General features: G+C 67.7%; 22 protein-coding genes. 8 read left to right on the plus strand and 14 right to left on the minus strand.

Going from position 1 to position 24,841, the window contains the following annotated elements; translation table 11 throughout:
- Window positions 1–83 precede the first annotated feature (83 nt).
- A complete protein-coding gene (locus QOZ88_RS06245; RefSeq protein ID WP_305998927.1) occupies window positions 84–602 on the plus strand; it encodes a hypothetical protein in 519 nt (172 codons plus the stop codon).
- A 9-nt stretch (window positions 603–611) separates the two neighbouring features.
- On the opposite strand, the gene QOZ88_RS06250 is transcribed toward QOZ88_RS06245, so the two are convergent.
- Window positions 612–1,532: a DUF6910 family protein gene (locus QOZ88_RS06250; protein WP_305998928.1), complete on the minus strand. Its 921-nt coding sequence runs from the start codon at window positions 1,530–1,532 to the stop codon at window positions 612–614.
- 40 nt (window positions 1,533–1,572) lie between these two features.
- Window positions 1,573–1,935, minus strand: a complete 363-nt coding sequence (locus QOZ88_RS06255) for a mycothiol transferase (protein WP_305998929.1) — start codon at window positions 1,933–1,935, stop codon at window positions 1,573–1,575.
- A 161-nt stretch (window positions 1,936–2,096) separates the two neighbouring features.
- Between QOZ88_RS06255 and QOZ88_RS06260 the strand changes: the two genes are divergently transcribed.
- Window positions 2,097–2,327: a hypothetical protein gene (locus tag QOZ88_RS06260; protein ID WP_305998930.1), complete on the plus strand. Its 231-nt coding sequence runs from the start codon at window positions 2,097–2,099 to the stop codon at window positions 2,325–2,327.
- A 13-nt stretch (window positions 2,328–2,340) separates the two neighbouring features.
- Here QOZ88_RS06260 and rdgB read toward each other — a convergent pair whose 3' ends face one another.
- Window positions 2,341–2,952 (minus strand): RdgB/HAM1 family non-canonical purine NTP pyrophosphatase, encoded by a 612-nt coding sequence (gene rdgB / locus QOZ88_RS06265; RefSeq protein ID WP_305998931.1) that lies wholly within the window; start codon window positions 2,950–2,952, stop codon window positions 2,341–2,343.
- Window positions 2,949–3,704, minus strand: a complete 756-nt coding sequence (rph, locus tag QOZ88_RS06270; RefSeq protein ID WP_305998932.1) for a ribonuclease PH — start codon at window positions 3,702–3,704, stop codon at window positions 2,949–2,951. The genes rdgB and rph overlap by 4 nt, the downstream gene beginning before the upstream one ends.
- A gap of 88 nt (window positions 3,705–3,792) precedes the next feature.
- Between rph and QOZ88_RS06275 the strand changes: the two genes are divergently transcribed.
- Both QOZ88_RS06275 and bcp read left to right on the plus strand, forming a co-directional pair.
- Complete coding sequence (locus QOZ88_RS06275) at window positions 3,793–4,197, plus strand: YjbQ family protein (RefSeq protein ID WP_305998933.1); 405 nt, start codon at window positions 3,793–3,795, stop codon at window positions 4,195–4,197.
- Window positions 4,198–4,242: 45 nt separating this feature from the next.
- The gene (bcp, locus tag QOZ88_RS06280) at window positions 4,243–4,731 is read left to right on the plus strand and encodes a thioredoxin-dependent thiol peroxidase (RefSeq protein WP_305998934.1); all 489 of its coding nucleotides are present in this window, start codon (window positions 4,243–4,245) and stop codon (window positions 4,729–4,731) included.
- 5 nt (window positions 4,732–4,736) lie between these two features.
- Here bcp and QOZ88_RS06285 read toward each other — a convergent pair whose 3' ends face one another.
- Window positions 4,737–5,219 (minus strand): DUF4262 domain-containing protein, encoded by a 483-nt coding sequence (locus QOZ88_RS06285; protein ID WP_305998935.1) that lies wholly within the window; start codon window positions 5,217–5,219, stop codon window positions 4,737–4,739.
- Window positions 5,220–5,370: 151 nt separating this feature from the next.
- Between QOZ88_RS06285 and QOZ88_RS06290 the strand changes: the two genes are divergently transcribed.
- The gene (locus tag QOZ88_RS06290) at window positions 5,371–6,015 is read left to right on the plus strand and encodes a dihydrofolate reductase family protein (protein WP_305998936.1); all 645 of its coding nucleotides are present in this window, start codon (window positions 5,371–5,373) and stop codon (window positions 6,013–6,015) included.
- Window positions 6,016–6,111: 96 nt separating this feature from the next.
- Here the strand turns inward: QOZ88_RS06290 and QOZ88_RS06295 are convergent, their stop codons facing one another.
- From QOZ88_RS06295 to QOZ88_RS23150, 9 genes are all read right to left on the minus strand, one after another.
- The gene (locus tag QOZ88_RS06295; RefSeq protein ID WP_305998937.1) at window positions 6,112–7,470 is read right to left on the minus strand and encodes an RNA-guided endonuclease InsQ/TnpB family protein; all 1,359 of its coding nucleotides are present in this window, start codon (window positions 7,468–7,470) and stop codon (window positions 6,112–6,114) included.
- Window positions 7,471–7,545: 75 nt separating this feature from the next.
- Window positions 7,546–8,136: a QsdR family transcriptional regulator gene (locus QOZ88_RS06300; RefSeq protein WP_305998938.1), complete on the minus strand. Its 591-nt coding sequence runs from the start codon at window positions 8,134–8,136 to the stop codon at window positions 7,546–7,548.
- Window positions 8,137–8,192: 56 nt separating this feature from the next.
- Window positions 8,193–9,041, minus strand: a complete 849-nt coding sequence (gene ligD, locus QOZ88_RS06305) for a non-homologous end-joining DNA ligase LigD (protein WP_406568215.1) — start codon at window positions 9,039–9,041, stop codon at window positions 8,193–8,195.
- Between the two features lie 32 nt (window positions 9,042–9,073).
- The gene (locus QOZ88_RS06310; protein WP_305998940.1) at window positions 9,074–9,949 is read right to left on the minus strand and encodes an SMODS domain-containing nucleotidyltransferase; all 876 of its coding nucleotides are present in this window, start codon (window positions 9,947–9,949) and stop codon (window positions 9,074–9,076) included.
- Between the two features lie 167 nt (window positions 9,950–10,116).
- Window positions 10,117–11,052 (minus strand): S-4TM family putative pore-forming effector, encoded by a 936-nt coding sequence (locus QOZ88_RS06315; RefSeq protein ID WP_305998941.1) that lies wholly within the window; start codon window positions 11,050–11,052, stop codon window positions 10,117–10,119.
- 120 nt (window positions 11,053–11,172) lie between these two features.
- Window positions 11,173–14,307, minus strand: a complete 3,135-nt coding sequence (locus tag QOZ88_RS06320) for a type I restriction endonuclease subunit R (protein ID WP_305998942.1) — start codon at window positions 14,305–14,307, stop codon at window positions 11,173–11,175.
- 2 nt (window positions 14,308–14,309) lie between these two features.
- On the minus strand, window positions 14,310–15,593 hold the full coding sequence (locus QOZ88_RS06325) for a restriction endonuclease subunit S (RefSeq protein ID WP_305998943.1): 1,284 nt from the start codon (window positions 15,591–15,593) through the stop codon (window positions 14,310–14,312).
- On the minus strand, window positions 15,590–17,554 hold the full coding sequence (locus tag QOZ88_RS06330) for a type I restriction-modification system subunit M (protein WP_305998944.1): 1,965 nt from the start codon (window positions 17,552–17,554) through the stop codon (window positions 15,590–15,592). Before QOZ88_RS06330 ends, QOZ88_RS06325 begins: the two co-directional genes overlap by 4 nt.
- Window positions 17,555–17,914: 360 nt before the next feature.
- A complete protein-coding gene (locus QOZ88_RS23150; RefSeq protein WP_406568216.1) occupies window positions 17,915–18,526 on the minus strand; it encodes a helix-turn-helix domain-containing protein in 612 nt (203 codons plus the stop codon).
- A gap of 934 nt (window positions 18,527–19,460) precedes the next feature.
- Here QOZ88_RS23150 and QOZ88_RS06335 point away from each other — a divergent pair.
- From QOZ88_RS06335 to QOZ88_RS06345, 3 genes are all read left to right on the plus strand, one after another.
- Window positions 19,461–20,834, plus strand: coding sequence for a hypothetical protein (locus QOZ88_RS06335; protein ID WP_305998945.1), 1,374 nt, complete (start codon window positions 19,461–19,463; stop codon window positions 20,832–20,834).
- A gap of 245 nt (window positions 20,835–21,079) precedes the next feature.
- Window positions 21,080–22,600: a hypothetical protein gene (locus QOZ88_RS06340; RefSeq protein WP_305998946.1), complete on the plus strand. Its 1,521-nt coding sequence runs from the start codon at window positions 21,080–21,082 to the stop codon at window positions 22,598–22,600.
- Window positions 22,597–24,840 (plus strand): hypothetical protein, encoded by a 2,244-nt coding sequence (locus QOZ88_RS06345; RefSeq protein ID WP_305998947.1) that lies wholly within the window; start codon window positions 22,597–22,599, stop codon window positions 24,838–24,840. The genes QOZ88_RS06340 and QOZ88_RS06345 overlap by 4 nt, the downstream gene beginning before the upstream one ends.
- Window position 24,841: the final 1 nt, after the last annotated feature.

Raw genomic sequence — 24,841 nt, forward strand, 5'->3', positions numbered from 1 at the left:
TCGCCCGGGCCGGGACCGTGCGACGTGCACCCGACCGGGTGACGACGGGTGCGGTGCCAGCCGCGACCTCGCAGGCTTCCCCGGTGAACGCGTGGTTGCTGCGAGCGCCCTGGTGGCAGGTCGGCATCGTGATGGGGGCGCTCCTCGCGCCCTTCTCCGTCCTCCTCTTCAGGCTGGCGGACGACCGTAGCTGGACGGCGGCAGTGCTCATGGGCGTCGGTGTGATGGTCGTCTGCGCTCCCGTCCTCGGCTTCGTCACCGCGAACACCATCCGCGACTCGATGGCGGCCGTCGAAGAGGTGCCCGAGCACCAGCGCGCTGCCGTGGAACTGGCGGCCCGCCGGGGCCCGGTGCCCGCGGATGACGCCCTGCGGGAGGCTGCGCTGCACCTCGTGGAGGACCGCCTGCTCACCATCTACGCGACGCGGACCCGCGCGCTCGCGCTCCCCGCCGTCCTGGCGCTCGTCACCGGCTTCCTCGCGCTCGCGCAGTCCGCGTGGTGGTGGGTGGGGGTCGCGGTGGCTGCGGCGCTGGCCGTGCTCGTCCTCGTCGCTCCCAGGCGGCTCGAGCGCAGGGCCGAGCTGCTCCGCCGGGCCGGCTGAGCGCGGCGGTCAGCCCAGGACCACCCGCAGGTCCAGCTCGGCCGACGGGGTGTCCGGGTCGTCGTCGTCCACGACGGCCAGCAGGTGCACCTCGCCGTCCTCGACCCCGCGGAGCGCCAGACCCTCCACCTTGTGCACGTGCCCGTCCACCTCCGGGATGGGCGCGACCGCCTGCACGGTGCCGCCGTCCACCAGCGCGATCGCGGTCGCGACCACCGGCCCGTCGTCGACCGCGTTCGGGGTGTCCTCGGCGGCCGCGCTCAGCAGCACCCGGCCGTCGGGCAGCGCGACCGCGTCGGTGATCGCGAGGCCCACGCCCTCGACCTCGCCCAGCTCGTACCGCCGGGGCCGGTCCACCGGGACGGCGGCGGGCTCGGCCCGGCCGAGGACGGCGGCGACCATGTCCTGGAGCGGCACGTCGACGCTCGCCGAGCGGACGCCGGCCATCAGGTTGCCCCGGTTGAACCACCGCACCACGTCGCCGTGGCGGCTCGCCCCCTCCAGGTTCACGTGGTCCATCGGCAGTTCCAGCAACTCGGCCACCCGCCGGTACACCGGGCCGAGCTCCGCCGAGCACACCACCGGCCGCCCGTCCTCGAGCCGCACCAGCACCCCGCGCATGCGCCGGGGCGAGGAGCCCGACCCCAGGAGGAGCACCGCCGGTCCCCCGTCCACCTCCGCCGGGCAGGCCACCTCCAGGTCGGGCTTGAGGTGCTTGGTGCCCTCGGCCTCCCGGAACGTGCGCAGCCCCTCGACGGGCGGGAGCACCTCGACCGCCACCACCTCGTCCGGCCGGCGCCAGGCGGCGACCGTCGAGTCGTCCTGCACGACCAGCCAGCCGTCCCCGAGCGGGGCCACGCCCGAGGCCGCGGTCACCGGGGTGCCGTCGGCGAACCACAGCGTCCGGGCGGCGTCCACGAAAACCTGCATCGCCCCGGGATGCCCCGCCCGGTGGAAGGTCACGCACCGGTCAGTAGTAGCCGGTCCGCCCGTCGAGCATCTCCCGCAGCAGGTCGAGGTGCCCCACGTGCCGGGCCACCTCCTCCACCATGTGCCCGAGGATCCAGCGGAGCGAGAGCGTCGTGGCCCCGTACTCCTTGTTGCAGCCGCGGTCGTCCAGCGACGCGGCCGCGACGATCTCCGCCGAGACCGCGCACTGGCGGGCGTACTCCGCCAGAAGTTGCGCCAGCGGCAGGCCGGGGACGCGCCAGTCCGCACTCGCATCGTCGCCAAACTTGTAGTGCACCAGCGCGCGCTGGAGGTCCAGCCAGCCGGCGAGCTGCGCCCGTTCGTCGCCGGTCCCGGGCGGGCGGACGCGCTCCGGCAGGCTCACGGCGCCGGACGTTAGCGCCCGTCCCGCGGCCCGTCACCTGGGTTCGCTCCGGTTCCGGGCGACGGCGACGAGGCGATCCCGGCGCACCGGCCGGTCACCCGGCCGGGTGGCGCGGGGATCCCACCCCTGCGCCGCGGTGGATCGGCAGCCGATGGGAGGGCATGACCTCCAGCGCCACCTCGACCGCGACCTGGCTCCCGGCCGCCCTGGTGCGCGCCGCCGTCGTCCACCCCACCGCCGCCGTGCCCGCCCGTGGCCGCCACCGCACCCCGGAGCCGGGCGCCCCCGTCCCGGTCGGCGACGGCGAGCAGCCGGCGCGCCCCGGCCGGCACGTCGAGCCCGAGGAGCAGGACTCCCTCGCCTGGCTGGGCTTCTCGCTGCGCCGGGATTGACCGGGCGCCGGGCTCATCGCGGCGTCAGCACCTCGGCCAGGACCGGCACCAGCGCCGCGAACGCCTGGCCCCGGTGGCTGCGGGCGTCCTTCTGCGCCGGCTCCAGCTCCGCGGAGGTCACCTCCAGACCCTCCGGCACGAAGACCGGGTCGTAGCCGAAGCCGTTGGTGCCCCGCTTCTCGCGCACCACGTGCCCGCGCCACTGCCGCTCCAGCACCCGCTCGGTGCCGTCGGGGGTGACCAGCGCGGCCGCGCAGACGAACGCCGCACCCCGCCGCTCGTCGGGCACGTCGGCGAGCTGGCCGAGCAGCAGCGCGGTGTTGCCGTCGTCGTCGCCGTGCCGGCCCGACCAGCGCGCCGACAGCACCCCGGGCATGCCGTTGAGGGCGTCGACCGCGAGACCGGAGTCGTCGGCCACCGCGGGCAGGCCGGTGTACCGCACCGCCTCGCGTGCCTTGAGCAGCGCATTATCGGCGAAGGTCGCACCGGTCTCCGGCGCCTCGGGGTACTCCTGGACGTCGCGCAGGCCGACGACCTCGACACCGGGCACCGCGGACTCCAGGAGCCGCTGCAGCTCGGCGAGCTTGCCGGCGTTGCGGGTGGCCAGCAGCAGCCGGGTGCTCATCGGCCGACCGGCTCCCGCGACAGCGCCTCGGCCTGGAGGCGGGTGAGCTCGGCGCAGCCGGCGACCGCCAGGTCGAGCAGCGCGTCGAGTGTCGGCCGGTCGAAGACCGCGCCCTCCGCGGTGCCCTGCACCTCGACGAAACCGCCGTCCCCGGTGCAGACCACGTTCATGTCGGTGCCGGCGCGCACATCCTCCTCGTAGGCGAGGTCCAGCCGCGGCTCGCCGTCGATGACGCCGACGCTGACCGCGGCGACCGACTGCACGAGCGGCTCCTTCTTCGCCAGCTTCTTGCGCTCGCCGAGCCACGAGACGGCGTCGGCGAGCGCGACGTAGGCACCGGTGATGGCCGCGGTCCGGGTGCCGCCGTCGGCCTGGAGCACGTCGCAGTCGATGGCGATGCTGTTCTCCCCCAGCGCCCCCAGGTCGATCGAGGCGCGCAGCGAGCGGCCGATGAGCCGGCTGATCTCGTGCGTGCGGCCGCCGATCTTGCCCCGCACCGACTCGCGGTCGCTGCGGGTGTGCGTCGCGCGCGGCAGCATCGAGTACTCGGCGGTCACCCAGCCCAGGCCCGAGCCCTTGCGCCACCTCGGCACGCCCTCGGTGACGCTCGCCGCGCAGAGCACGCGGGTGCGGCCGAACTCGACGAGCACCGAGCCCTCGGCGTGGTCGAGCCAGTTGCGGGTGATGGTCACCGGGCGGAGCTGGTCGGCCGATCGGCCGTCGGCACGGGGCGTGGATCGAGGCTGCGTCACGGGTGCCGACAGTAGTGCGCGTCCGCCGCGGCCCCACGTCCAGCGGGAGAGGGGACGGGCGACCGGATCTCCGGCAGGATCACCGGTCATGAGATCGGAGCTGCGTGCCGTCCGGACCGGCGGCGTCCCCGTCGTCGTCGACCTCACCGACGACTGCGCCGAGTTCGTGCAGCAGGAGGGCGACGGCCTGCTGCACGTCTTCGTCCCGCACGCCACCGCCGGCCTGGCGATCCTGGAGACCGGCTCGGGCAGCGACGACGACCTCCTGGCCCAGCTCGACGAGCTGCTCCCCCGCGACGAGCGGTGGCGCCACCGGCACGGCAGCCCGGGGCACGGCCGGGACCACGTGCTGCCGGCGTTCGTCCCGCCGCACGCGAGCGTGCCGGTGCTGGAGGGCCGGTTGATGCTGGGCACGTGGCAGCGCATCTGCCTGGTGGACACCAACACCGACAACCACCAGCGGCAGGTGCGTTTCTCCTTCCTGCCCGGCTGACGCCCGCTTGCGAGCCCCTCCCCGGGACACGGCAGGATGCGCGGCATGACCGAGACCGACGCCGCCCCCGTCCGCCTGACCCCCGGCGACCCGGCGCCGGACTTCACGCTGCCCGACGCCGACGGGACCCCGGTGGCGCTGTCGGCCTACCGCGGCCGGCGCGTGATCGTCTACTGCTACCCGGCCGCGCTGACCCCCGGCTGCACCACCCAGGCCGTCGACTTCACCGCCGCGGCCGGCGACCTCGCCGAGGCGGGGCTGGAGATCATCGGCATCTCCCCCGACCCGGTCGAGAAGCTCGCCCGCTTCCGCGAGAAGGAGGACCTGCGCATCACGCTCGTCTCGGACCCCGGCAAGCAGGTGATGCAGGCCTACGGCGCATACGGCACGAAGAAGCTGTACGGCAAGGAGGTCGTCGGCGTGATCCGGTCGACGTTCGTCATCGACGCGGAGGGCCGGGTGGAACGCGCCTCCTACAACGTCAAGGCCACCGGGCACGTGGCCAAGCTGCGCCGCGACCTCGGGCTCGACTGACCGGCTCAGGCGCGCCACGTGCCCGGCCGGGGCTGGCACTCCGGCGGGCAGGGGTACCCCGGGTCCCAGGGGAAGCCGCCGTCCCGGTGCGCCCAGGTGAGCTGGTAGGCGGGGACGGAGAACTCGTCCGGGCGCTGGTAGAAGCGGTTGGCGGTGTACAGCACCTCTCCGGGGTTGGGCAGCTCCTCCACCACCAGCGGCTCAGCCCTGCCGTGGGTGACCACCTCGCCGGGCACCAGGTCCCGCCCGGCGAGCACCAGCCCGGCGACGTGGTTCAGCAGGCCGCACGCCGACTCGTGGCCGGTACCCACCACGACCAGTTCGGGATGCCCGACGCCGAACAGGCCCACGGTGTAGCCGAACGGCGGCTCGTCGGACTCCTCGCCGCGCATCACGTACTGCACGGCGACCCGGTGGGCACGGATCGTCTGCGCCAGCCGGCTGTCCTCCTGGTCGAGCCAGGCGAGCGTCTGCGGATCGGTCGTCATGCCGGACAGCCTGCGGCCGGCCACCGACAGCCGGTGCGCCCGCGCGGTGGTCTATGGACGGGCACGCCCCCTGGGGACGACGCACCCCTCCGGCGATGAGTTCTCCCGGCTCGGGCGGTCCAACCGTCGTCGACCACCCAGGAGGAGCCCCGTGGACCAGCTGCTGAGAGTCCAGAACTTCACCGTCTCGAGGGACGGCTTCGGTGCCGGCGAGGGGCAGAGCCAGGAGCGGCCGTTCGGCCATGCCGACCCCATGGATCTGATGGCCTGGGCCGTGGCGACCGCGAGCTTCCCGAACCGCACCGGACCCGGCGGCAGCCGCGGCCTCGACGACTACTTCACGCGCGACTTCGCGCACGGCATCGGCGCCGAGATCATGGGCCGCAACAAGTTCGGCCCCCAGCGCGGTCCGTGGCAGGACCACGAGTGGCAGGGCTGGTGGGGCGCCGAGCCGCCCTTCCACACCCCCGTGTTCGTCATGACCCACCACCCGCGGCCGTCGTTCACGCTGGCGGACACCACGTTCCACTTCGTCGACGGCGATCCGGCCACGGTCCTCGGACTGGCACGGGAGGCGGCGCAGGGCCGCGACGTCAGGCTCGGCGGCGGGGCCACCACCGTCCGGCAGTTCCTGGACGCCGACCTCGTGGACACCCTGCACGTCGCAGTGGCACCGGTGGAGCTGGGTTCCGGGACGCGGCTGTGGAGCTCACCCGACGAACTGCTCGACCGGTACCACCGCAACGTGGTGCCCAGCCCCAGCGGGGTGGTCCACCACCTCTTCTGGCGCCGGTGACCGGACCACGAGAGCGGGCCGCCCCCCTTACGGTGACGGTGTGATGGTTGCCCAGCGCACCGTTCCGTAAGCGCCCCTGTCCGGGGCGTCCAGTGCCTACGCCACGCTGACGCGTGACCGGCTGGTTCCTGCTTCACCGGGCAGCACCGCCGCGGCCTGGCTGACCGCGGCTGACACCCACCCTCCACAGGCATGCCGAGCGCGCTCGGCTGACGGGCCACCCGGGTGGCGGTCCCCGTCCTGGGTCACACACGGGCAGCTCCCGAGCGTGTGCTCGCCCCAGGCGGCGAGATTCGCCGCGGCGTTGACGTCCCGGTCGGCCATGTGGCCGCAGGAGTCGTTGCCGCAGTGGAACGTGCGCTCGGCGAGGGTGAGCTTGGGTCTCACCGCACCACACGCCGAGCACGTCTTGGAGCTCGCGAACCAGCGATCCGCAACGATGATCTGTCCGCCGTGACGGGCGGTCTTGTAGGTCAGCTGGCGGGCGAGTTCGGCCCAGCCCTGGTCGCCTATCGCGGCCGCGAGACGCCCGTTGGCCATCATGTTCTTCGTCGCCAGGTCCTCGACCACGACGACACCGTGCTCGCGGGACAGCATCGCGGTGAAGGCGTGCAACGCGTTAGCCCGGACCGCGGCCGCCTTCGTGTGGGCGCGGCCGAGGCGGGCGACGGCCTTCCGCCGGTTCGCCGAACGCTTCTCCGTGCGAGACACGGCGCGCTGCAGGTGCCGCACCTGCCGGAGCCGGTCGCGCAGCGCCCGGGACGCCAGCAGCTCGGCCACGAGCTCGCCGCTGGAGGTCGCGACCACCGCTGCGGTCTTCATGCCACGGTCCACCCCGACCACCGGGCCGTCCGGCGCGGTGCGCTGCTCGGCCGGGACCCGCGCCTGGCGGTCGAAGGTGATGGTCGCGTACCAGTGCCCGTCGGAGTGCCGGGTCACGGTGATGTGCTGCAGACTCGCGTTCCCGCGGCGCAGCAACCGGCGCAGCTTCGCCTGCTGCGGACACGCCGCCGCGATGCGCACCCAGCCGTACTTGGCCAGCCTCACCCGGCCGGCCTCGAGCCGCAGGCCGTCGCGGACGGTGAACCGGGCCCGGTCACGGTGCCGGGACTTGAACCGGGGGAACCGGCGCTTCCCGGACAGGAACGCCTGGTGGGCGTTGGCCGCGTCGCGCAGCGCGTACCGGAACGCCCAGGTGGAGTGCGCATCGAACCAGGGCGCGACATCCGTCTTCTCCGCCGTCCACATCTTCGCCAGCGTGAAGAACGTCAGCGGGCGCACCCGGTCGGGCCGTTCGATGCCGTAGCTGGCCTCGGCGGCCCACTGGTCGGCGTTCGCCTTGATCTTCGCGACCGCCCAGTTCCATGCCTTGCGCCGGGCACCGGCGGCGCGCAGCAGCATGCCGGCCTGGACGTCGGTCACGTCCAGCCGAACCCGTACCGCGCCATGCGTCACGAGCCCGATAGTGCCGGGCGGGTCCGACAAGATCAGGGGCCTGCATCACACCTTCACCGTAAGGGGGGCGGGCCGTCAGGTCCCCTCGATGCCGAGGACGCTGGTGATCAGCGCGTCGAGCACCGTCGTCGCCGCCTTGAGGTCCGGCGCCCGGGCGGCCAGCACGTCGGAGTAGAGGAAGGACTCCCCCAGCCGCACCACCGCCAGCGCGAGCAACGGCACGGGGATCTGCGGCACGAGCCCGTGCTCGTCGACGTCGCGCTGGAACAGCTCGGTGTAGGCCTCGACCACCCGTGGCTGCACCCGTCCCTGCGGATCGGTGAGCACCCGGATCGCGGTCGCCGGCTCCTCGTCGAGCAGCCGGCGGACGGGGAGGGCGGTGCTGAGGGCGTAGCGGAAGTCCTCGCTCACGGCCAGCGAGCGCAGCCGGGTCGCCTGACCGTCCCCGGTCGGCCGGGCGCCGTGCTCGCGTTCGATGGCGGCCAGCGTGCGCCGGCCGAGGAAGGCCAGGGCGTCGCCGAGGATCGCGTCGCGGTTGCCGGCCCGGCGGAACAGCGTCGCGCGGGAGATGCCGAGCTCGGCCGCCAGGGTGCCGGTGTCCAGCCGGCGGCCGCTCATCAGCGTCCGCGCCGCGTGGCGCACGATCTCCTCGGGGGCGCCGGTCACGGGTGGCAGCGTAGGCCAGGACGGGGCGGGCCCCGACGCCGTCGGAACCCGCCCCGTCAGCCTCCCTCGGAGGCCCGCCGCTGACGGGCGCGGCGCTTCCCCTCGTGCATGGCCTGCACCCGGGCCACCGGAATCGTGTGGCCCTCGGCGACGAGGTCGGCCGGGAGCTCCTGCGGCTCCGGCAGCAGGGCCGCCCAGTCGGGCAGCGGCGGCGAGGAGGTGACGGTGACGCCACCCGGCCGGGCGGCATCCAGGTCGGCCCAGTCCACGGGCGCGGACACCGGGAGCCCCGGCCGCACGCGCGGGCTGTAGGCGGCGACGACCGTGCCGGTGCCCGACCGGGTGGAGTCCACGAAGACGCGCCCCTCGCGCTCCTCCTTGAGGAACGCCGTCGTCGCGACGGCGGGGTCCAGCTCCGCCGTCCGCCGGGCGAGCGCCCGCGTGGCCGCGGCGACGTCCTCGACCGGCGAGCCGTGCACCGGGACGACGACGTGCAGCCCCGAGGAGCCACTTGTCTTCACCGCGCCGGCGAGCCCGACCTCCTCCAGCGCCCGGCGGGCGAGCCGGGCGACGGCCACGACGGCGGCGAAGTCGGCGCCGTCGGGCGGGTCGAGGTCGAGCACCAGCCCGGTGGACTCGCGCGACCCGACCCGGAGGAAGGGCACGTGGAACTCGACCGCACGCTGGTTGGCCAGCCACAGCAGGGTGCGCCGGTCGTCGCAGAGCACCTGGTGCACCTCGCGGTGCGCCGACTCCGCCCAGACGGCCACGGTGCGCACCCAGGCAGGGGCGCCCTTGCTCACGTTCCGCTGCTTTTGGACAGCCCAGGGTTGTGTCAGCCCGTCCGTCGCCACCACCCACCCGGTCGCCCGGCTCGCCGCGCCCCTCACAGCCAAGCCGGACATTTACGTCAGCACAGCATGTGTCTGCGGGCAGATCAGCCGTAGGCGGGAAACCAGTCCTTGCCGAAAATGATCTGCCACTGTCCGATGGCTGATGCAATCTGCCCGTTGCGTTCGTACTCGCGGGCCTTGGAGGCGCGGTCACGAGCGCTGCGCAGACTGGTGATCACGTCCTGCCGCTTGGTCCAGGACCAGTCGGCGGTGAAGGAGCCGCTGAGGCCAGCGGGGTCGGCCACGTCCAGTCGGTACTCGGCGTTCTGGAAGAAGTCCTCGACGCGTTCGGCCTCGTTCGAGTAGAGGTAGCCGACGCCGTGCTGGGCCATGACCTCCAGGTGGAAGGACTTCAGCCGACTGCTGTGGCTGCGGTTCCAGCGCTTGAGCATGCGAACGAGTGGCTTGAGGCGATTGCTCAGGGCCTGGTTGCGGGTGGCCATGAAGTCGGCGTGCTGGTCGGGGTTGGTGGCGAGCCAGCCGCCGTCGCCCTTGGGAATGAGATAGCCGCCTCCTTGCCGGTTGAAGGCGGGGGTGAGATCGACGTGCGCACCGTTGGCGTACTGGAGTCGGACGGCTTGGCCCTTGCTGCCCACGAGGCGGACGCTCGCCTCGCTCTTGAGGGCGTCGCGGACTCGGTAGAGGAATGCCTGAGAGTCGCGCTGGTACGTGGGCCAGACGAGGGTGTGGTCGAACACGGCGAGCATGTCGATGTCATCAAGTGGCCGGATGATCGTCGAGCGCGCCGCTGAGCCGATCAACTTCTGAGCGGTGGTCGCCATGTTCGACGAGGCAGGGAACGCCCGCTTGACGGCCGCGGTGGCGCTCGCCTTCTTGTCGCGCACCTCCTGCTGCTGGGTGGCGGTGAGTGCGATGTTGGCGAGAAGGTCGTCGAACGACTTGGAGACGGTGTAAGGCATCGGTTCCCCCGTGATGATCGGTGCGCAGGACTAGTCGTAGGCAGCGCCGGTGAGGTGTTCGCCTGCCGTGAGGCGGGACCGTAACCCCGCGCTACGACAGTTCCGGCGGCCCGAACCAGTCGAAGAAGTCGGGCTTCGTGAAGGGAAAATGCCGTGGCCGGTGCCAGTCAGATGTCGTCGGCATTGGGCAGGACATGCCCTCGTGCCCTGGCTTCCTCGACCAGGTGGGACGAGTTGGCGAGCATCGTTGACTCGTTCTGCCCCCAGCGCCGCTTGTAGAACCAGTCGGGAACGCGAGCATTCGACTGCCGGAGTTGCAGGATGCGGTCCTGCGCCGCGCGGCAATCCGTGTCGGTGACGGTGGCCGGGTCGTCTAGCGCCCTGCGCCACAACTCCGCCACCTTTGTCTGGAGGGTCGCCTTGTTAGTGGCGCTCTCACGGTGCAGCACAGCCTCCTTGACCAGGGCAGCCGCCGTCGCCGCCAGAGGCGCGACGAGAGCGAACACCCAGTTGAGCAGCGTGTACTGGAAGGTGAACCCGACGGTGACCGCGAGGGCGAGGACCACTCCCAGAACGAGGACGAGCAATCGGGCGTAGGCGCGGTGGAGGGAGACCCCGTAGTCCAGGTTGGCCCGCTGGCAGACCAGGACATCGAGGGGTCGAACAAGGTCACTGAGAGAGCGCGGCTGATACCAGTTAGGGAGACCATCGCGGGACCCGCGGTTGGCGGCTTCGGTGATCTCCCAGTCACTTGGCCGGGTGGCCAGGTAGGGGTGCCGGTCGAGACGGAAGAGGCCGGTATCAAACTCCTCTTGGATACTGGCGGCGGTTCCGTTCTTGCGCTTCTCGACGACTTCGCCGAGGACTGCCCATAAACCCATTCCGATCGCGACGGTCCCACCGATGTAGTTGCGCGCCGACGGAGCGAAGACACCAACGACGATCGTGGCCGCCGCGATGACCGCGAGCGCGATCAGCCTGCGGTTGTGACTGGCCTTCACGTCCGCGTAGAGACGGCGCTGCGCGGCCAGGAGCCGTAGGAACGCCTCGGTGTTCTGCTGCTCTGTGATCGGTGGTTCGGTGCGACGGACGGGTCCAGGCACGGAGGCTCACTCGGGTTCGGTAGCGGTCGACACAGTTCCGGGGCCTGGCAGCGGACGTGATGTTGACTCGGACTGAAGTTGACCAGTGACTGGCTCATCGGTTCGCTGCGTGATGGCAGGTCACGCGGACTGCGCCTCGGCTCGGAGGTTCTCGTGAACGAGTTCGCCGAGGAGGTACACGACCTTGGCTTTGATCTTCTCGTCGGTGAAGAAGATGTCGGCCATCTTGTTGTGACTGGTCTGGTTGCCGAGCACGGCCTCGACGACCGCGTCGTTGAGGTCGGGGGACTCCATGAACTGCTTCTTGGAGTTGTTTGTCGCCTGCGTCTGGATGGTGTCGTCGCTCATGAGGACGGTGACCACTCCCTCGACCCACGACTGTTGTGCCGCGGGGGTGAAGTCCTCCCCCGCGAAGAGGTCGTTCACCTTCGCGAGGACCTCCTGCAAACGGACCATGCGCGGGTCGTGCCTCTGCCCGGAGCCAGTGGCGGTGATGGGCTTGAGGCCCTTCGCCGGGCCGATGCCGAGGTCCAGGCTGTGGTCGCCGGTGCGGGACTGCTTGATGTGGGTCAGTTCGACGGTGGAGAAATCGACTTCCTGGTTGCGGTTCTTGGCCGCGATCTGGCGGCTCAGGAACCGCAGGTAGAGCGACCGCTTCTCCAGGTCGGTGTCCTGGTAGTTGACGATCTGGGAGAGGAAGTCGTAGAGCCGGACGAACGATCCAACGTCCTTGCGGAAGATGTCCAGTTCGTCGATCTTGGCCTTGTCGTTCGCGGCGACGGCGGCCTCGTAGCGGTCGTTGAATCGGTCCTTTGCCGCCTTGAGCGGGGCCTGGATGGCGGAGTTGCCCTTGCCGCCGACGTACGCCTCGGCGAACGTGTCGACCTCTGCGGCGGTGTAGATGCCCGCGTGGTCCAACTTGCCCTGAAGGTCGTGGACGAGGTCCGGGTCGGTCTCGCCTTCGATGGTGGCGGTCTCGAAATACTGCTTGAAGTCGGCGAGGACCTCGTCGGGGTTGTTGACGAAGTCCAGGACGTAGGTGGTGTCCTTGCCGCCCGCCGGATAAGTCCGGTTGAGCCGGGAGAGGGTCTGCACGGTCGTGACGCCGGAGAGGCGCTTGTCGACGTACATGGCGCATAGCAGCGGCTGGTCGAAGCCGGTCTGGAACTTGTTGGCGACCAGCATGACCTGGAACTCGTCGGTCGCGAACGCCTTCGGCAGGGACCGGCCCTTGAGGGCGGGGTTGAGGTTGCCTTCGGTGTAAGGCGGCTCAGCGTTGGGGAATGCGACTCCGTCGACCTCGATGGATCCGGAGAACGCGACGAGGGTGGCGATGTCGTTGTAGCCGCGCTTCGTGATGTAGCGGTCGATGGCTTCCTTGTACCGGACGGCTGCCTCCCGCGAGGAGGTGACGACCATGGCCTTGGCATGTCCGTCTAGAAGGTGCCGCACGTTCGTGCGGTAGTGCTCGACGATGATCTGGACCTTCTGGGCGATGTTCGTGGGGTGCAGTGACACCCACTTCATCAGGCCCTTGGTGGCTTCGGCTTCGTCGACGACCTTGGCCTCGGACAGCGTCGTCTTCCCGGCGGCAGCGGTGGCCTTGACCTTCTCGGCGATGCGGTAGGCGGTGTTGTAGGTGGTGTAGTTCTGGAGAACGTCGAGGATGAATCCCTCCTCGATGGCCTGCCGCATCGTGTACTCGTGGAACGCGCGCGGAAGGCCGTTCGCGTCCTTGCGTCCGAACAGTTCCATCGTCTTCTGTTTCGGCGTTGCGGTGAACGCGAAGAAAGACAGGTTCGGCGACTCGGCGCGCCCTTCCATCTCTGCTGCGAGGAGCGCCTCGGTGTCGATCTCGCCGCCGTCGGCGAGGTCGGCCTCTTCCTCGGTGGTGAGCACCTTGCGCAACTGCTGGCTGGTGCGACCGGTCTGGGAGGAGTGGGCCTCGTCGGCGATGATCGCGAACTTCTTGCCCGCCAACCCCTTGTTGGAGGCGATTTCGGCCATCGCGAATGGGAAGGTCTGCATCGTCACGACGATGATCAACCGGCCCGACATCAACTCCTTCGCCAGCAACCCCGACTTCGAGGTCTGACCGGCGTTGCGCGCTTCGTCGATGTTGATCTTCCCGACGGTGCCGTCGGTGCCTTCGATCTGCTTGATGGCCGCCTGCAACTGGTCGTCGAGGACGTTGCGGTCGGTGATGACGATGACCGAGTCGAAGACCTTCTCGTTGTTGTCGTCGTGCAGGGTCGCTAGACCGTGCGCGGTCCAGGAGATGCTGTTGGTCTTTCCGGACCCCGCGGAGTGCTGTCCCAGGTAGCGGTGGCCCGTCCCTTCGGCCTTGACGGTGGTGAGGAGTTTGGTGACCAACTCCCACTGGTGGAAGCGCGGGAACAGCAGCGTCGTCTTCTTCGACTTGGCCCCGGTGATCGGGTCGATGTCGTCCTTGATCTCGACGTGCAGGAACTTGCCGATGATGTTGAGCCACGAGTCGCGGTCCCAGACGCGCTCCCACATGTACGACGTGGAGGACGTGCCCTCGACGACCAAGTTACCGGCTCCCCCGTCACGACCCATGTTGAACGGCAGGAAGAACGTCTCCTGACCGGCCAACTTGGTGGTCATGTAGACCTCGTCGTTCGACATTGCGAAGTGCACTAGCGCTCGCGACCCGAACGCCAGCAGCGGCTCACCCTTGACGGGGCGGTCATCGCGGTACTGCTTCTTAGCGTCCTCGACCGTCTGGGTCGTGTCGGTCTTCAACTCGACCGTGGCAACCGGAAGGCCGTTCACGAAGAAGACCAGGTCGATCGACTCGGCCGGTCGCTGCTTCGAGTAGTGCACCTGCCGCATCACCCGCAGACGCACCGTGCCATACCGCTCCAGCGTCGCCTTGTTCAGGGTGGTGGCGGGCTTGAACTCGCACATCGAGAACCGGCCGGGGGTCTTCTTGAAGCCCTTGCGGAGCACGTTGAGCGTGCCGCCGCCGGACTCCAACGGTGCATCGAGCGCCTTGACGAGGCGGTCAAGGAACTGGTCGCGCGCCTTCTTCTCATCCGCAGCCGATGCGCCCGGCTTAATGACCTTTGCGAACTCCTCCGACTGCGTGTCCCCAAGCCACCCGAACACGTCATCCGGGAACAGCGCTCGATCCTTGTCGTAGCCCTCGTCGTTCTTCGAGTACAGCCAACCGTGTGCGGCGAGGTACTCGCACAGTTCTCTCTCGAACTCGCGCTCGTGTTCCTGCGCCACCGTCAGGCCACCTCTCCCCGTACATCAATCTGCCCCGTAACCGCAGCCGTGACCAACGCTGACCGACGCTCCTTGGCTACCGCGACGATCCCCTCCGCCTCAGCGATCAGAGCGTCAATCTTGTCGGTCTGCTCTTCGAGGTAGGCGACGATCCGACGCTGCTCCTCAACGGGAGGGAGGGCCACAGGGAAGTCCGCAAGGACTGGACGGCGCAGCGATTCCATGGTCACCGTGTTACTGCCCGCGAGTGCTACTGGGCGCAGGAACGTGGACAGAAAATAGAAGTAGTACCGACCCAACAAGTCCTTGAAGTCTTTGTACACATAGACGCGCTGGTGAGCCTCAAACTTGCCATTGAAGTAGTGAAAGACCTTCCCAGTGCCTCCTTGCCCGTCCCCCGGTGTCATCACGGCCTCACAGTCAAAGGAGTAGTGACCGATACGAAGGATCTCGCGCCCACGAACGAAGAAGGGGTACTCGCCATCGTCTTCGGCATTACCCGAGTCCTCTGACCCGGTTGTGATTTTGCACAGATACCGCGTCGGAACAGTACGCCAGTGCGCCGGTAGATCACCTAGCCAGTCGACGCGCGATGGTTCCACGGGCACATTGGAGTCAAGCCCACTGACGAGAACCCGTGCGATCAGCGCTGCACGCCGTTCCTGGAGGACTGCAACCAAGCCCTCCTGTTCTTTTACCAGCGCATCGATCCGGACGGTTTCTCTGTCCAGAAAGTCGGCAATCGCCTTCTGTTCAGGTACGGAAGGAAGGGCGATGGCGGCTTTGGTGAGATCCGTGCTGCGGATCCCAACCCGCGTGACGCCGGAGGCGAGCACTTCCCACTGCCCGAACGTCGGTTTGGCGCTCATCGCCCAGAACAGGAATCGGGGCACCACCAGGTCACGATTGGGCCGAATGATCGCAAGGTGATACCCGCAGATGAGGTCATCCGCTTCATAGTCAACGTACGCGGGAATGCCGATGTCGTCGGGAGTCTCCGAGTCCTTGGTGATGATCGTGTCGCCGCGACGAAGCCGGAATCGTGCGATCTGGTCCGTCGTCGCCGTAGCCCGCATGAACTCCATGCTTTGAACAATCGCGTCATTCTTGTAAACGTCCGTATAGTTGCACAGACGGACGGGTGACTGTCCCTCAACGGAGTGCTTGTCGACATTGCTCGTCCATGCAGTGGCCAGTTGATAGAGCCGAGCCACACGCCAATGCGCGGGGATCACTTCGAGCCACTGCGTCCCCGACTCGACGAGACTTGCATAACGGACGTTCACGCCTCGACCTCCCGCAACATTTGGAGCACGCGCGCGATGCGGGCTTCGAGGTCGGCGTCGATCTCTTCCAGACTGCGGGGCGGCTGGTACTTGTAGAAGGTCCGCGTAAAGGGAATCTCGAATCCGACCTTGGTCTTGGCGGTATCCACCCACGCGCCTGGGGCGTGCGGGAGGACCTCTGTGTTGAAATACGCCTCGATTGTGGCGTCGCGACCGTCTGCCCCGTCGGCGTTGCCGTTGTAGGGGAAGGGAACGTTCTCGGTATCGCGGAGCGCAGGATCCGGCTCGGGATTGCCGCTCTTGTCGCGACAGATGTCTGCGGTGTCGTCCTGCTCCCCGAGCGCTAGCCAGAGCGCCTTTCGCTGTGCCGTCGTCACCAGGACGCGATGCTGGCCGAGGATCGGGCTGAGCGCCTTGAGGAAGGCTTCGCGGTTGATGTAGGTCTCGGTGCCGAACGCTTCGAGTGCGGCCAGGAGTTGCACGGGATCGATGCTCTTGAGCGGCTTGGAGGCGAGCGCGCGGTCGATCCGCTCTGGAGTGCAGGCGAAGTTGAGGCGGAGCGGCCGTTCGACCGTGATGGTCCAGTAGCCGAACTGGTCGGTGGTAAGGATTTTCGACCGCTCGTTATCGGCCATCTCGTCGTGGAGTCGCAGGATGGTGTCGCGGTGGGCTTCGGTGAGTTCGCGGTTCTTGGAGCCCAGGCTCTTGCGCATCTTGGCGTAGAGGTCGGTGCCGTCGATCAACTGGACCTTGCCGACGCGCTCGGGCTGCTTGGTGTTGTCGAGGAGCCAGATGTAGGTGGCGATGCCGGTGTTGTAGAACATGTTGGTCGGCAACGCGACGATGGCTTCGACGAGGTCGTTCTCCAGTAGCCAACGGCGGATTTCACTCGGGCCGGACTCTGCGCCGCCGGAAAAGAGCGGGGAGCCGTTGAGGAAGATGGCTGCCCTGCCGCCGCCGTCTTCGACGGGCCGCATCTTGGTGGCGAGGTGCTGGAGAAACAGCATCTGACCGTCGCTGACCGGCGGAAGACCTCCAGGGAAGCGGGAGTAGGCGCCACCGTGCTTGTACTCGGAGACGACGGCGTCCTGGGACGCCTTCCAGTCGACGCCGTATGGCGGGTTGGAGAGGCAGTAGTCGAAGGTCCGTCCGGCGAACAGGTCGTCAGCCAGCGTGTCGCCGCGCTTGATGTTCCCGGCGTCCTGGCCCTTGGCGATCATGTCGCTCTTGCAGATGGCGTAGGACTGGTCGTTGATCTCTTGCCCGTACAGGTTGAGGCGAGCGTCGGGGTTGCGGGACTTGAGGTGCTCGTCGGCGACCGAGAGCATGCCGCCGGTCCCTGCGGTGGGGTCGTAGACCGAGCGGACAACACCCTTCTCCGTCAGGGCGTCGCCGTCCTCGGCGAACACTAGGTCGACAGCGAGCCGGATCGCGTCGCGAGGGGTGAAGTGCTCACCGGCGGTCTCGTTGGAGGCTTCGGCGAACTTGCGGATGAGTTCCTCGAAGAGGTCGCCCATCTCAGCGTTCGACACCACGTCGGGGTGGAGATCGATGTCGGCGAACTGCGAGACGACGATGTAGAGCCGGTTGTTCTCTTCGAGAGTGGCGATCTCGTTCTCGAACTTGAACCGCTCGAACACGTCGATGTTGGCGGAAAACTTTGAGATGTAGTCGATGAGGTTGTTGCGCAGCCCGTCGGGGTCCTTCTTGAGTCGGGCGAGGTCGTAGTCGGACGTGTTGTAGAAGTTCAGGCCGAACTGGCGGCGCACCTTCACGTCGAGGATCTCGGGACGGGCCTCGGCTGCGGCGAGGGCACGTACCTCGTCGCGGGTCGCTTCGAGCACGCAGTCGAGGCGGCGCAAGATCGTCATCGGGAGAATGACGTTGCCGTACTGACTGGGCCGGTAGACACCTCGCAACTGGTCTGCGATGCCCCACACGAAGTTGCCGAGGTTGCTCACTGCTCTCCCTTTGCCGGAACGTCTCTTGTCGGTATCGGCAGACAGCCGCGGCTACCTCACCGGCCGTCGACCGCCGCGACACGTGCTCTTGGCGCTTGGACGACGAGGTCGTTCACGCCGCTCGTCCATCACAACATGAGTTGCTTCGGCGCCAAGGCGCGACAACTGATGGCTTGGATCGACCCGCGGGCCCTAGTCGGGGCAAGGTGCGCGGCGCGGCGCGGCGCAGCGCGGCTCGAAGGCCTCCGCCGTTGACCTCGACTCACAGGCCGCGAGCAGCATGACGGGTCCCGGCCCGAGCAGGACCCGCCGGTCGAACCGCGTCAGCGTGCGAGGTGGCGGAGGACCGCACGAGGAGCATCAGTCGGGCAGCAAGTCTCGGGCGGTGACCCTCAGCGCGTCGGCGATGGCAAACAGAGTCGCCAGAGTCGGGTTCGCGACTCCTCGCTCGATGCGTTGGATGTGCTCCGCTCCGACGCCAGACCCTTGTGCCAGCAACTCCTGGGTCATCTGGGCGTGTTGCCGGGCCCCTCTTACCTTGGCGCCCAGCGCCTGGCGGCGCCCATCCGAGAGAGCGACGTGTCGAGAAGATTTATGGTCCGGCACGGAGAGTAACCGTCCGTGTCGTCCCGCGGACTTACCACAGCATTTATGCTGGGTTTGCCATAGGCGTCTCGCTGGTCCGCACCGGTCAAGGGCGCCTCGCAGCCTGTAGCCAGGAGGTCCAATGAGTGACGCGACCGACCCATGCCGGTGCTGGGAAGCACCGGCAGGAGACCTCTGCGGCCTGTCCTGGCTCGGCGACCGCGATCGAATCGCAGTCACCGCCCAGAACGGCGGGCATGTTGAGGGCCGAGCAGACGGCGCGGTTTGGTGGCGGCACGACGGCGCCTGGGAACCCGGCTTCCAAGTCATGCGCGACGACGGTTCGGCGTCCTTCGTTCCCCTTGCCGCCGTGAAGACGATGACCATCCGCAGGCCCCTGAGCCCAAGGGGAGTCGTCGACTCTCTGTCGCATGCGCTAAGGCCACTGCCGCACGCTGGAGTCACGGACCCCACGGAGGCGGCCACCGATCAAGAGCAGCACCTGGAGGTCACCCTCACCGTGGTGGCGGCACCCAGTGCGGCCGCCGAGCAAGATCCTGGTACAGCGCTTCCTGCCCCCCAGAGTCACCCTGGGAGGTTGGGACCTTCCCGGCCGAGGGACTCCGACAGGCCGGACAGCAGTCGAGAGGAGTAGGACAGTCCAGCACCCCACTCCGGCCTCTATGGCCGGGGGCCGGAGCGGGGCTGCCGGAGCCGCGATCGCTCCGGAGCACCCCTTCCCCAGCGCGCATCGGCCCTGCCGGAGAGCCACTCCCCAGGGACCCTCCTCTCTGGCCGACGCCCCGCGTCTCGTCGGACCGTCACGGTGGCTCTGGAGTGACGGCGGGCAACCGTGCGCCCCCGAGCGACACGGTTCGACAGACACCAGCACACATTCACCTTGCCGGGCAACGCTTTTTCGGCAGGTTCGCCAAAGTCCCCATGCTGGCCATTCTTGACACAATGTCTGCGCCATTCTTGCACTCTTGCAGAATGGCGGCCCTTGGGGTAGGCAAGAAGGCGTGCAGCGCGCTCACTTCGCCTCCGGCCTCAGATGCCGACCCTTGACGTCTGGCGTCACCGCAACACATGCAGGAACCGACTACCACCTGTTGAGCGAGCGCCGGTGACGGCGAGCGCACCGGATTGGTACTCCGGCACCGCGATCGTCCGGCCGCGGGTTATGCGCCTTCGAGCCGACCAGGAGCCTGCCTTGGCAGTTGTCCCGACTCTCGACGGACTGCGCGACCGTGTCGCCGCCGCACTGAACTCCCGCCCCACGGAGAGCAATGGCCGACCAGTCAGGTCTGGACAATCACACGTGATTCTCGGTCCGGGCGGCATGCCATGGGAGGAGGGGAACGCATACCTCGCGCGATTGGCGAAAGCCAAGAAGGCTGCGGGAACGGTGGACCAGTACGCAAGCGTCATTCGTGTGTACGCCGAATACTGCACCGAGATGCAGCGGGACCCGGCGCACATGACGTTCGACAGCCTGGAGGCGTACCGCCAGCACCGCATCGATGAGGGTGACTTAGGGGCCGAGACCTGGAATGCCAGCCTGGCCCCCTTGAAGGGCCTCTACAACAGAATCCGATCCGGTCCCGGCATCGTGCTGCGGCCGATAACCGACGAGGACTGGCGCGACCTCCGTCTGAGTGGCGACCGCGTGAGCATGCCCCGTTTCGTGGAGCCCGATGACTACGTGCGTTTTCGCTTGACTGGCCTACAGGCACGCGACTTGCGGACCGGGCGTCTCACCGTGGCCTCCTACGCGTTGCGCTCGCCGGTCCGCAATGCTCTCTACGCCGACTGCCTGCTCACCCATGGCATGCGGCGCGCCGAGGCTGGCTACCTCACGTTGCTCGACTTGCCTCGCCGTCGGGAGGGCTACGCCTGGAACAGCGGCTCGCTCTCGGCCAAGATTTGTAAGGGCAGCGTCAGCCGCCCGTGGCGGGAACAGCGGTCCTGGGTTAGGCGTCTCGCGATCTATCAGGACACCGAGTGGACGACCACGGTCGAGCAGTTGCAGCCGACCTTGCGTCGGCTTCGCAAGCAGGGGGATCTGCTCGTAGTCACCGACGTCGATGATCGATTCGGCACGCCTCGTCTCGTGTTGGAAGGACCGCGCCGAACGCGGGCACTGGGGAAGTTGAGCCGCGAGCAACGACGGCGCCTGGTCTGCACACCCGAAGTCGCTGCCCGCATGGGCAGCGAGACGGGCATGGGCGCCCGAGGTTTCACCCATGTCACTGCCAAGGAGTTCATCGTCCCGCTCGCGGTGTTCCCCGGAACGCGTACCGCGATGCTGACTCCAGCAGCGTGGGGGCTCACCTTCCGTGAGGCGAACGCGAGGGTCAAGGCAGCGGTTCGGGCGACCGACCCGCTGGCCTCGGCTCCAGGGCGCGTCACTCCCCACATGCTCAGGCACACCTTCGCTACGCGATTCCTCGATGAACGGCTTACCGAGATGGCTAAGGAGGACCGAGAGTTCGCCGAGGCATACGCGAACGGAGACTTCGCTCGATTGCGAAAGCGCTTTTTCAATCCCCTGCTGGACCTTCAGAAGTTGCTCGGCCACGCGAGCCTCGACACGACGCTGCGCTACCTCAAGTACCTGACTGAGCGGCAGCCAGCGGTTCACATGCCCGGCGACTCCTGGACCGAGTCCTACCTCAACGACATCCCCGCGTGATGGGAGCACGCCGCCCCGGCCAGCACCGAACATTTTCCGGTGCACCACGGCCGCAGCATCATGCTGAAGAGCCAGAGAACTTTTCGCTCATGCTCCACGCGACCAACAGCCCACACCCGGTGCGTCTCAGTCTCGATCCTTCGCTCGCTGGAGTGGCCCATCGGCTAGCCGAGGATCTATCCAAGCGATGGATGAGGAAGCACAGGAAGAATCGTCGCTATAGGAGCGCTTCGCTCGATCGCGCCATGCTCCACAAGTTCTTCTCCGAGGTGCTCGCCGATGCTGGAGTCGAACGCTGGGACCAAGTCACGGTCGCGTTGCTGGAGCACACTGAGTCGCACTTTGCCGCCACCAGCACGTACTTAGTCGCGCCGCTCTGGCGGTACCTTCAGGCCGCACCGAAGGACTCTTCCCACGACCAACTCCCAGAAGAGGTTCACACGTTTCTGCTGTCTCCACCGAATACGCCAGGGCGGCGAACCACAGCGACTGAAGCGCTGCCGGGTGCCATGTTGCGTCAAGTATTGCGCGCAGCCATGTACGACGTGCAGCAGGCGGAGTATCGAATACACGGCGCGCGGTGGGACGGCAAGGGCCGCCCTCCTAGAGCGACTCTCATCCGGCGCCGCGAAGTCCTCGCCTTTTACGTGCTGTTGTGCTTCGAGATGTTGCTCTCGCCCGACGTGATCAAGTCCCTCTCCTTCGACCCTGAGCAGCCGACATCGGTGCAGGAGTGGCGCGACGGTGGGGCGATCGTAACGATCCGATGGCGCAAGAACCGCGGTGGCCGCAAGGACCTCATGACTCTATTGGCCGACAAGGAGTGGCGGGCCGGAGCGCTACTTCGCCGTCTGAGAGACGCATCCGCCCCCACACGACAAGCCGCAGGAAGCGCATGGCGTGACTATGCATGGGTCTGCGCCGAATCCGTTTATACCGCCGAGACGCATGCAGGCAACTGGGATAGGCACGTCCGCCACCGGTTAGGCGCACACACCGACCAAGTTCTCGACTATCCCGAGGGCGAGATGTGGTTGGACAGCGCCTTTGCAGAACAGCCCCGATTCAACTTCCTCCAGTGGTGCCAGGAAGTTCGAAAGCCCGGCCTGAACATCGACATCCCCGAGCAGTACACGCGCAAGGACGCTCGCGTACGGCTTACCTTCCGAGCAATCCGCCCTGCGGCGAAGTGGGCCAAGTACCAAGCGATCGGCAAGGGTCTACCCCTTGCCGACCTTGCCGATGACCACACCATTGAAGTGCTTGCTGCTCACTACCTGAACAGCGAGATCGCCATGCGCGACATCGGCGAGGCGTGGTCGCACATCAGTGACATCGCCGAGGAGGTTGCGCGTGGCCTGCGCCCGACCGTCCTAGACAGGCGAGGACAGGTGGTCAGTGGCAAGCCGATCACGGCCCAAGAGGCGAACCGCGCCGTAGGCGACAACCGCGTCGGTATCAGCGGGTGCCGCGACCCCTACAACTCTCCCCTGGAGGGGGAGCGAAAGGGATCGCTTTGCGGGTCCGCTAACCGCGCCTGCTTCTTCTGCCGAAACAGTGTCGTGACCCCGGAGGACATCCCCGTCCTGCGGGCTTATCTCCTCCTCGCCGAGAACGCCGTCGTCACCATGTCCCCCCCGGAATGGCAGATGCACTGGGGTAGAACCGTCCGCTGGATCCAGCACGTCCTGCCCCTCATGGACCCTGATTGGGAAGACATCCCCGTCGCCGCTAGCGACTTGTTCGATCTGGGATTGGTGGCATGACCGGCCTGACAGATGCCGACATGGTCGACACCCAAGAATCCCTCATCGGCGTGTCCGGCCCCGCCCTGCGCAGTGTGCTGGTGAGCGATGACCAACTGGTGTTCTCCGGGGCCTGGCACAGCGCTCATCCACGGCCTCGCTTCGGTCAGCAACTCTGGGAGGTCATCGGCGCTGACCCAACCGGGAGTCGAACGTCGTGGTTGATCGACTTCTCTGACATGAGTCCCGAATGGAGTTTGATCACCCGAGAACTCCTTTACGTACGAGCCAACTCAAGAAGGTTTCGACACCGCATCGTTTGGCACAAGGCCATTCGACCCACCTTCCGGCCCTCAACCATCAGCAGTTGGCAACACGTTCTCGGAACGTTGGAGCGCCTCTCCGGCGAACTGGGCCTGGGCCTGCCGGTCGACTGGGGACACGAGGGGACGGAGCGACTCCGGGAGTTAATCCAGGAGCGATCTCCCTGGGCGATGTACGGCACGATGGTGAGCCTGCTTCACCAGGCGCGGGACGTGCTCACACTTGGTGGACTCCGGTTCGATCCCACCCACGACATCGGCGTAGCCGAGTGGGCGGGAGACACCACGACGAACCGCGAGTTGGCCACCCAGGGCCTTGACCCCGAGACCTTCCGCGCCGTCGTTGGAGACGCGCTGGCGTACGTCGACGGCGCGCCAGACATCCTCCACGGCGTCCAATGGCTATCGACTTGGACGCCGGATCCGCTGCCGTCCGGACGACTGCCTTCGTCTCACCCCGTCCGTCTGACGCACCCCCATGTCACGACGTGGCGGCAGTCGCGCCTACAAGCCGCCATCGATGAAATCGAAGGAATCCCGACTGCGACGGTGGCCCGGCGGTCCAAGAGCAACGCATCCGTCGGCGAACCATGCCTACCAACCCTGCGGTTGGTGGCGCGGCTGCCGGAAAAGCGTGATGGCTCGGACGCCGCATGGGTGCAGGACCGCGTTCGCGCCGGTGTACCGCTAGTGCGAGGCGGCCTGCCAGTGCCGATCTCGGCAGTTACGCGCGCCGACGGGTCGAGCGGCCGGTGGCGTCTCCCTTTCTGCGCCCAGTCCATAGGGGTTGAGGCGCAAACACTTCAGGAAGCCTGCAAGATCATCTGCATGGCCTTTACGGCAATGCGGGACAGTGAACTGGCTGGAATCTCCCGCACCGACTGGCGAACCACCTGGCACGGCGCCGACGCCATCACCAGCCCGCTGGTGAAGAACGCCAATGGCGAACCCATGAAGTGGTGGGCGACTCCGCCCGTAATCCGCGCATGTGAGATTCTAGAGGAACTCGCCGATCCGAAAGATGAATACCTCTTCCGCAGGGCCCCTGGGTTCAGTCAAGCCGCAGCCATCAAGCGAGGCGATGCCTACTCTCGCGAAGGCGGCCACTCCAGGGACGTCAGTCATCGAATCGCCGCCGCCGCGAACTGGGAGTCCATACAGCACTTCGTCTGGCGCTTGAACACCGACGAGTCGCTTCTTGGGTTCCTCCCCATCCCCGCTGGATGGTCCACGGAACGTGGGAAGGACGACTCGCTGCCCCTGATCAACCCCCGACGGTTTCGATTTACGCTCGCGTCGATCAGCAACTTTGTTGGCCTCGGTGACATTGCGTTCCAGCGTCAGTCTAAGCACGCCTTGGTTGCCTTGACCCATTCGTACGCCGCCAATGGCGCCACGAACGCTTGGGGTGACCTGCTGAACACCATCGCCAATCGGGAGGCAAATGATCGCATCGCCAAGACACTCGACATCTACCAGAAGGAGTGGGCCGGAGAAGGTTCGCTAGCCGGGCACGCAGGCCGCGAACTGACACGCACCGTCCGGTCCCTGTTGGATGGACTACCCCTCGGGGAGTACGACCCAGAGGCTGACGACCCCCAAGCCGAGCAGTTCCGGACGCAGGTGATGCAGACCCCAGAACTGGCTGCGGCGATCAAGTCGACCGCAGCCATCCTGCACCCAGGGTCCATCAACCACTGCCTGCGCTACGTCCCGCAGATGGAGTGCACCGACGGCGTCGATCCCATGCAAGGGCTCTGCCACCCCGAGACCTGCCGAAACGTCCTGATCGAACAGGCACAGCAGCCTCTGTGGAGGCACCGCCACGGCGAGGTCACCGCGTGGCTGGGCATGCCACGCATCCCCCCCGCCCAGAAGGCGGTGCTGGAACGCTCCCAGCAGCGACTGGAAGCCCAACTACGAACGGTGGATGGCTAGC

The sequence above is a fragment of the Blastococcus carthaginiensis genome (genome assembly GCF_030731085.1).
Taxonomy (GTDB): Bacteria; Actinomycetota; Actinomycetes; order Mycobacteriales; family Geodermatophilaceae; genus Blastococcus; species Blastococcus carthaginiensis.

Coding starts and splice junctions, on each gene's coding strand:
- QOZ88_RS06345 (WP_305998947.1), top strand. CDS start 22,597: ATGACCGGCCTGACAGATGCCGACATGGTCGACACCCAAGAATCCCTC.
- ligD (WP_406568215.1), bottom strand. CDS start 9,041: ATGTCCGGCTTGGCTGTGAGGGGCGCGGCGAGCCGGGCGACCGGGTGG.
- QOZ88_RS06310 (WP_305998940.1), bottom strand. CDS start 9,949: ATGCCTTACACCGTCTCCAAGTCGTTCGACGACCTTCTCGCCAACATC.
- bcp (WP_305998934.1), top strand. CDS start 4,243: ATGACCGAGACCGACGCCGCCCCCGTCCGCCTGACCCCCGGCGACCCG.
- QOZ88_RS06260 (WP_305998930.1), top strand. CDS start 2,097: ATGACCTCCAGCGCCACCTCGACCGCGACCTGGCTCCCGGCCGCCCTG.
- QOZ88_RS23150 (WP_406568216.1), bottom strand. CDS start 18,526: ATGGTCATCGTCTTCACGGCGGCAAGGGGAACGAAGGACGCCGAACCG.
- rdgB (WP_305998931.1), bottom strand. CDS start 2,952: ATGAGCACCCGGCTGCTGCTGGCCACCCGCAACGCCGGCAAGCTCGCC.
- QOZ88_RS06250 (WP_305998928.1), bottom strand. CDS start 1,532: ATGCAGGTTTTCGTGGACGCCGCCCGGACGCTGTGGTTCGCCGACGGC.
- QOZ88_RS06275 (WP_305998933.1), top strand. CDS start 3,793: ATGAGATCGGAGCTGCGTGCCGTCCGGACCGGCGGCGTCCCCGTCGTC.
- QOZ88_RS06340 (WP_305998946.1), top strand. CDS start 21,080: ATGCTCCACAAGTTCTTCTCCGAGGTGCTCGCCGATGCTGGAGTCGAA.
- QOZ88_RS06285 (WP_305998935.1), bottom strand. CDS start 5,219: ATGACGACCGATCCGCAGACGCTCGCCTGGCTCGACCAGGAGGACAGC.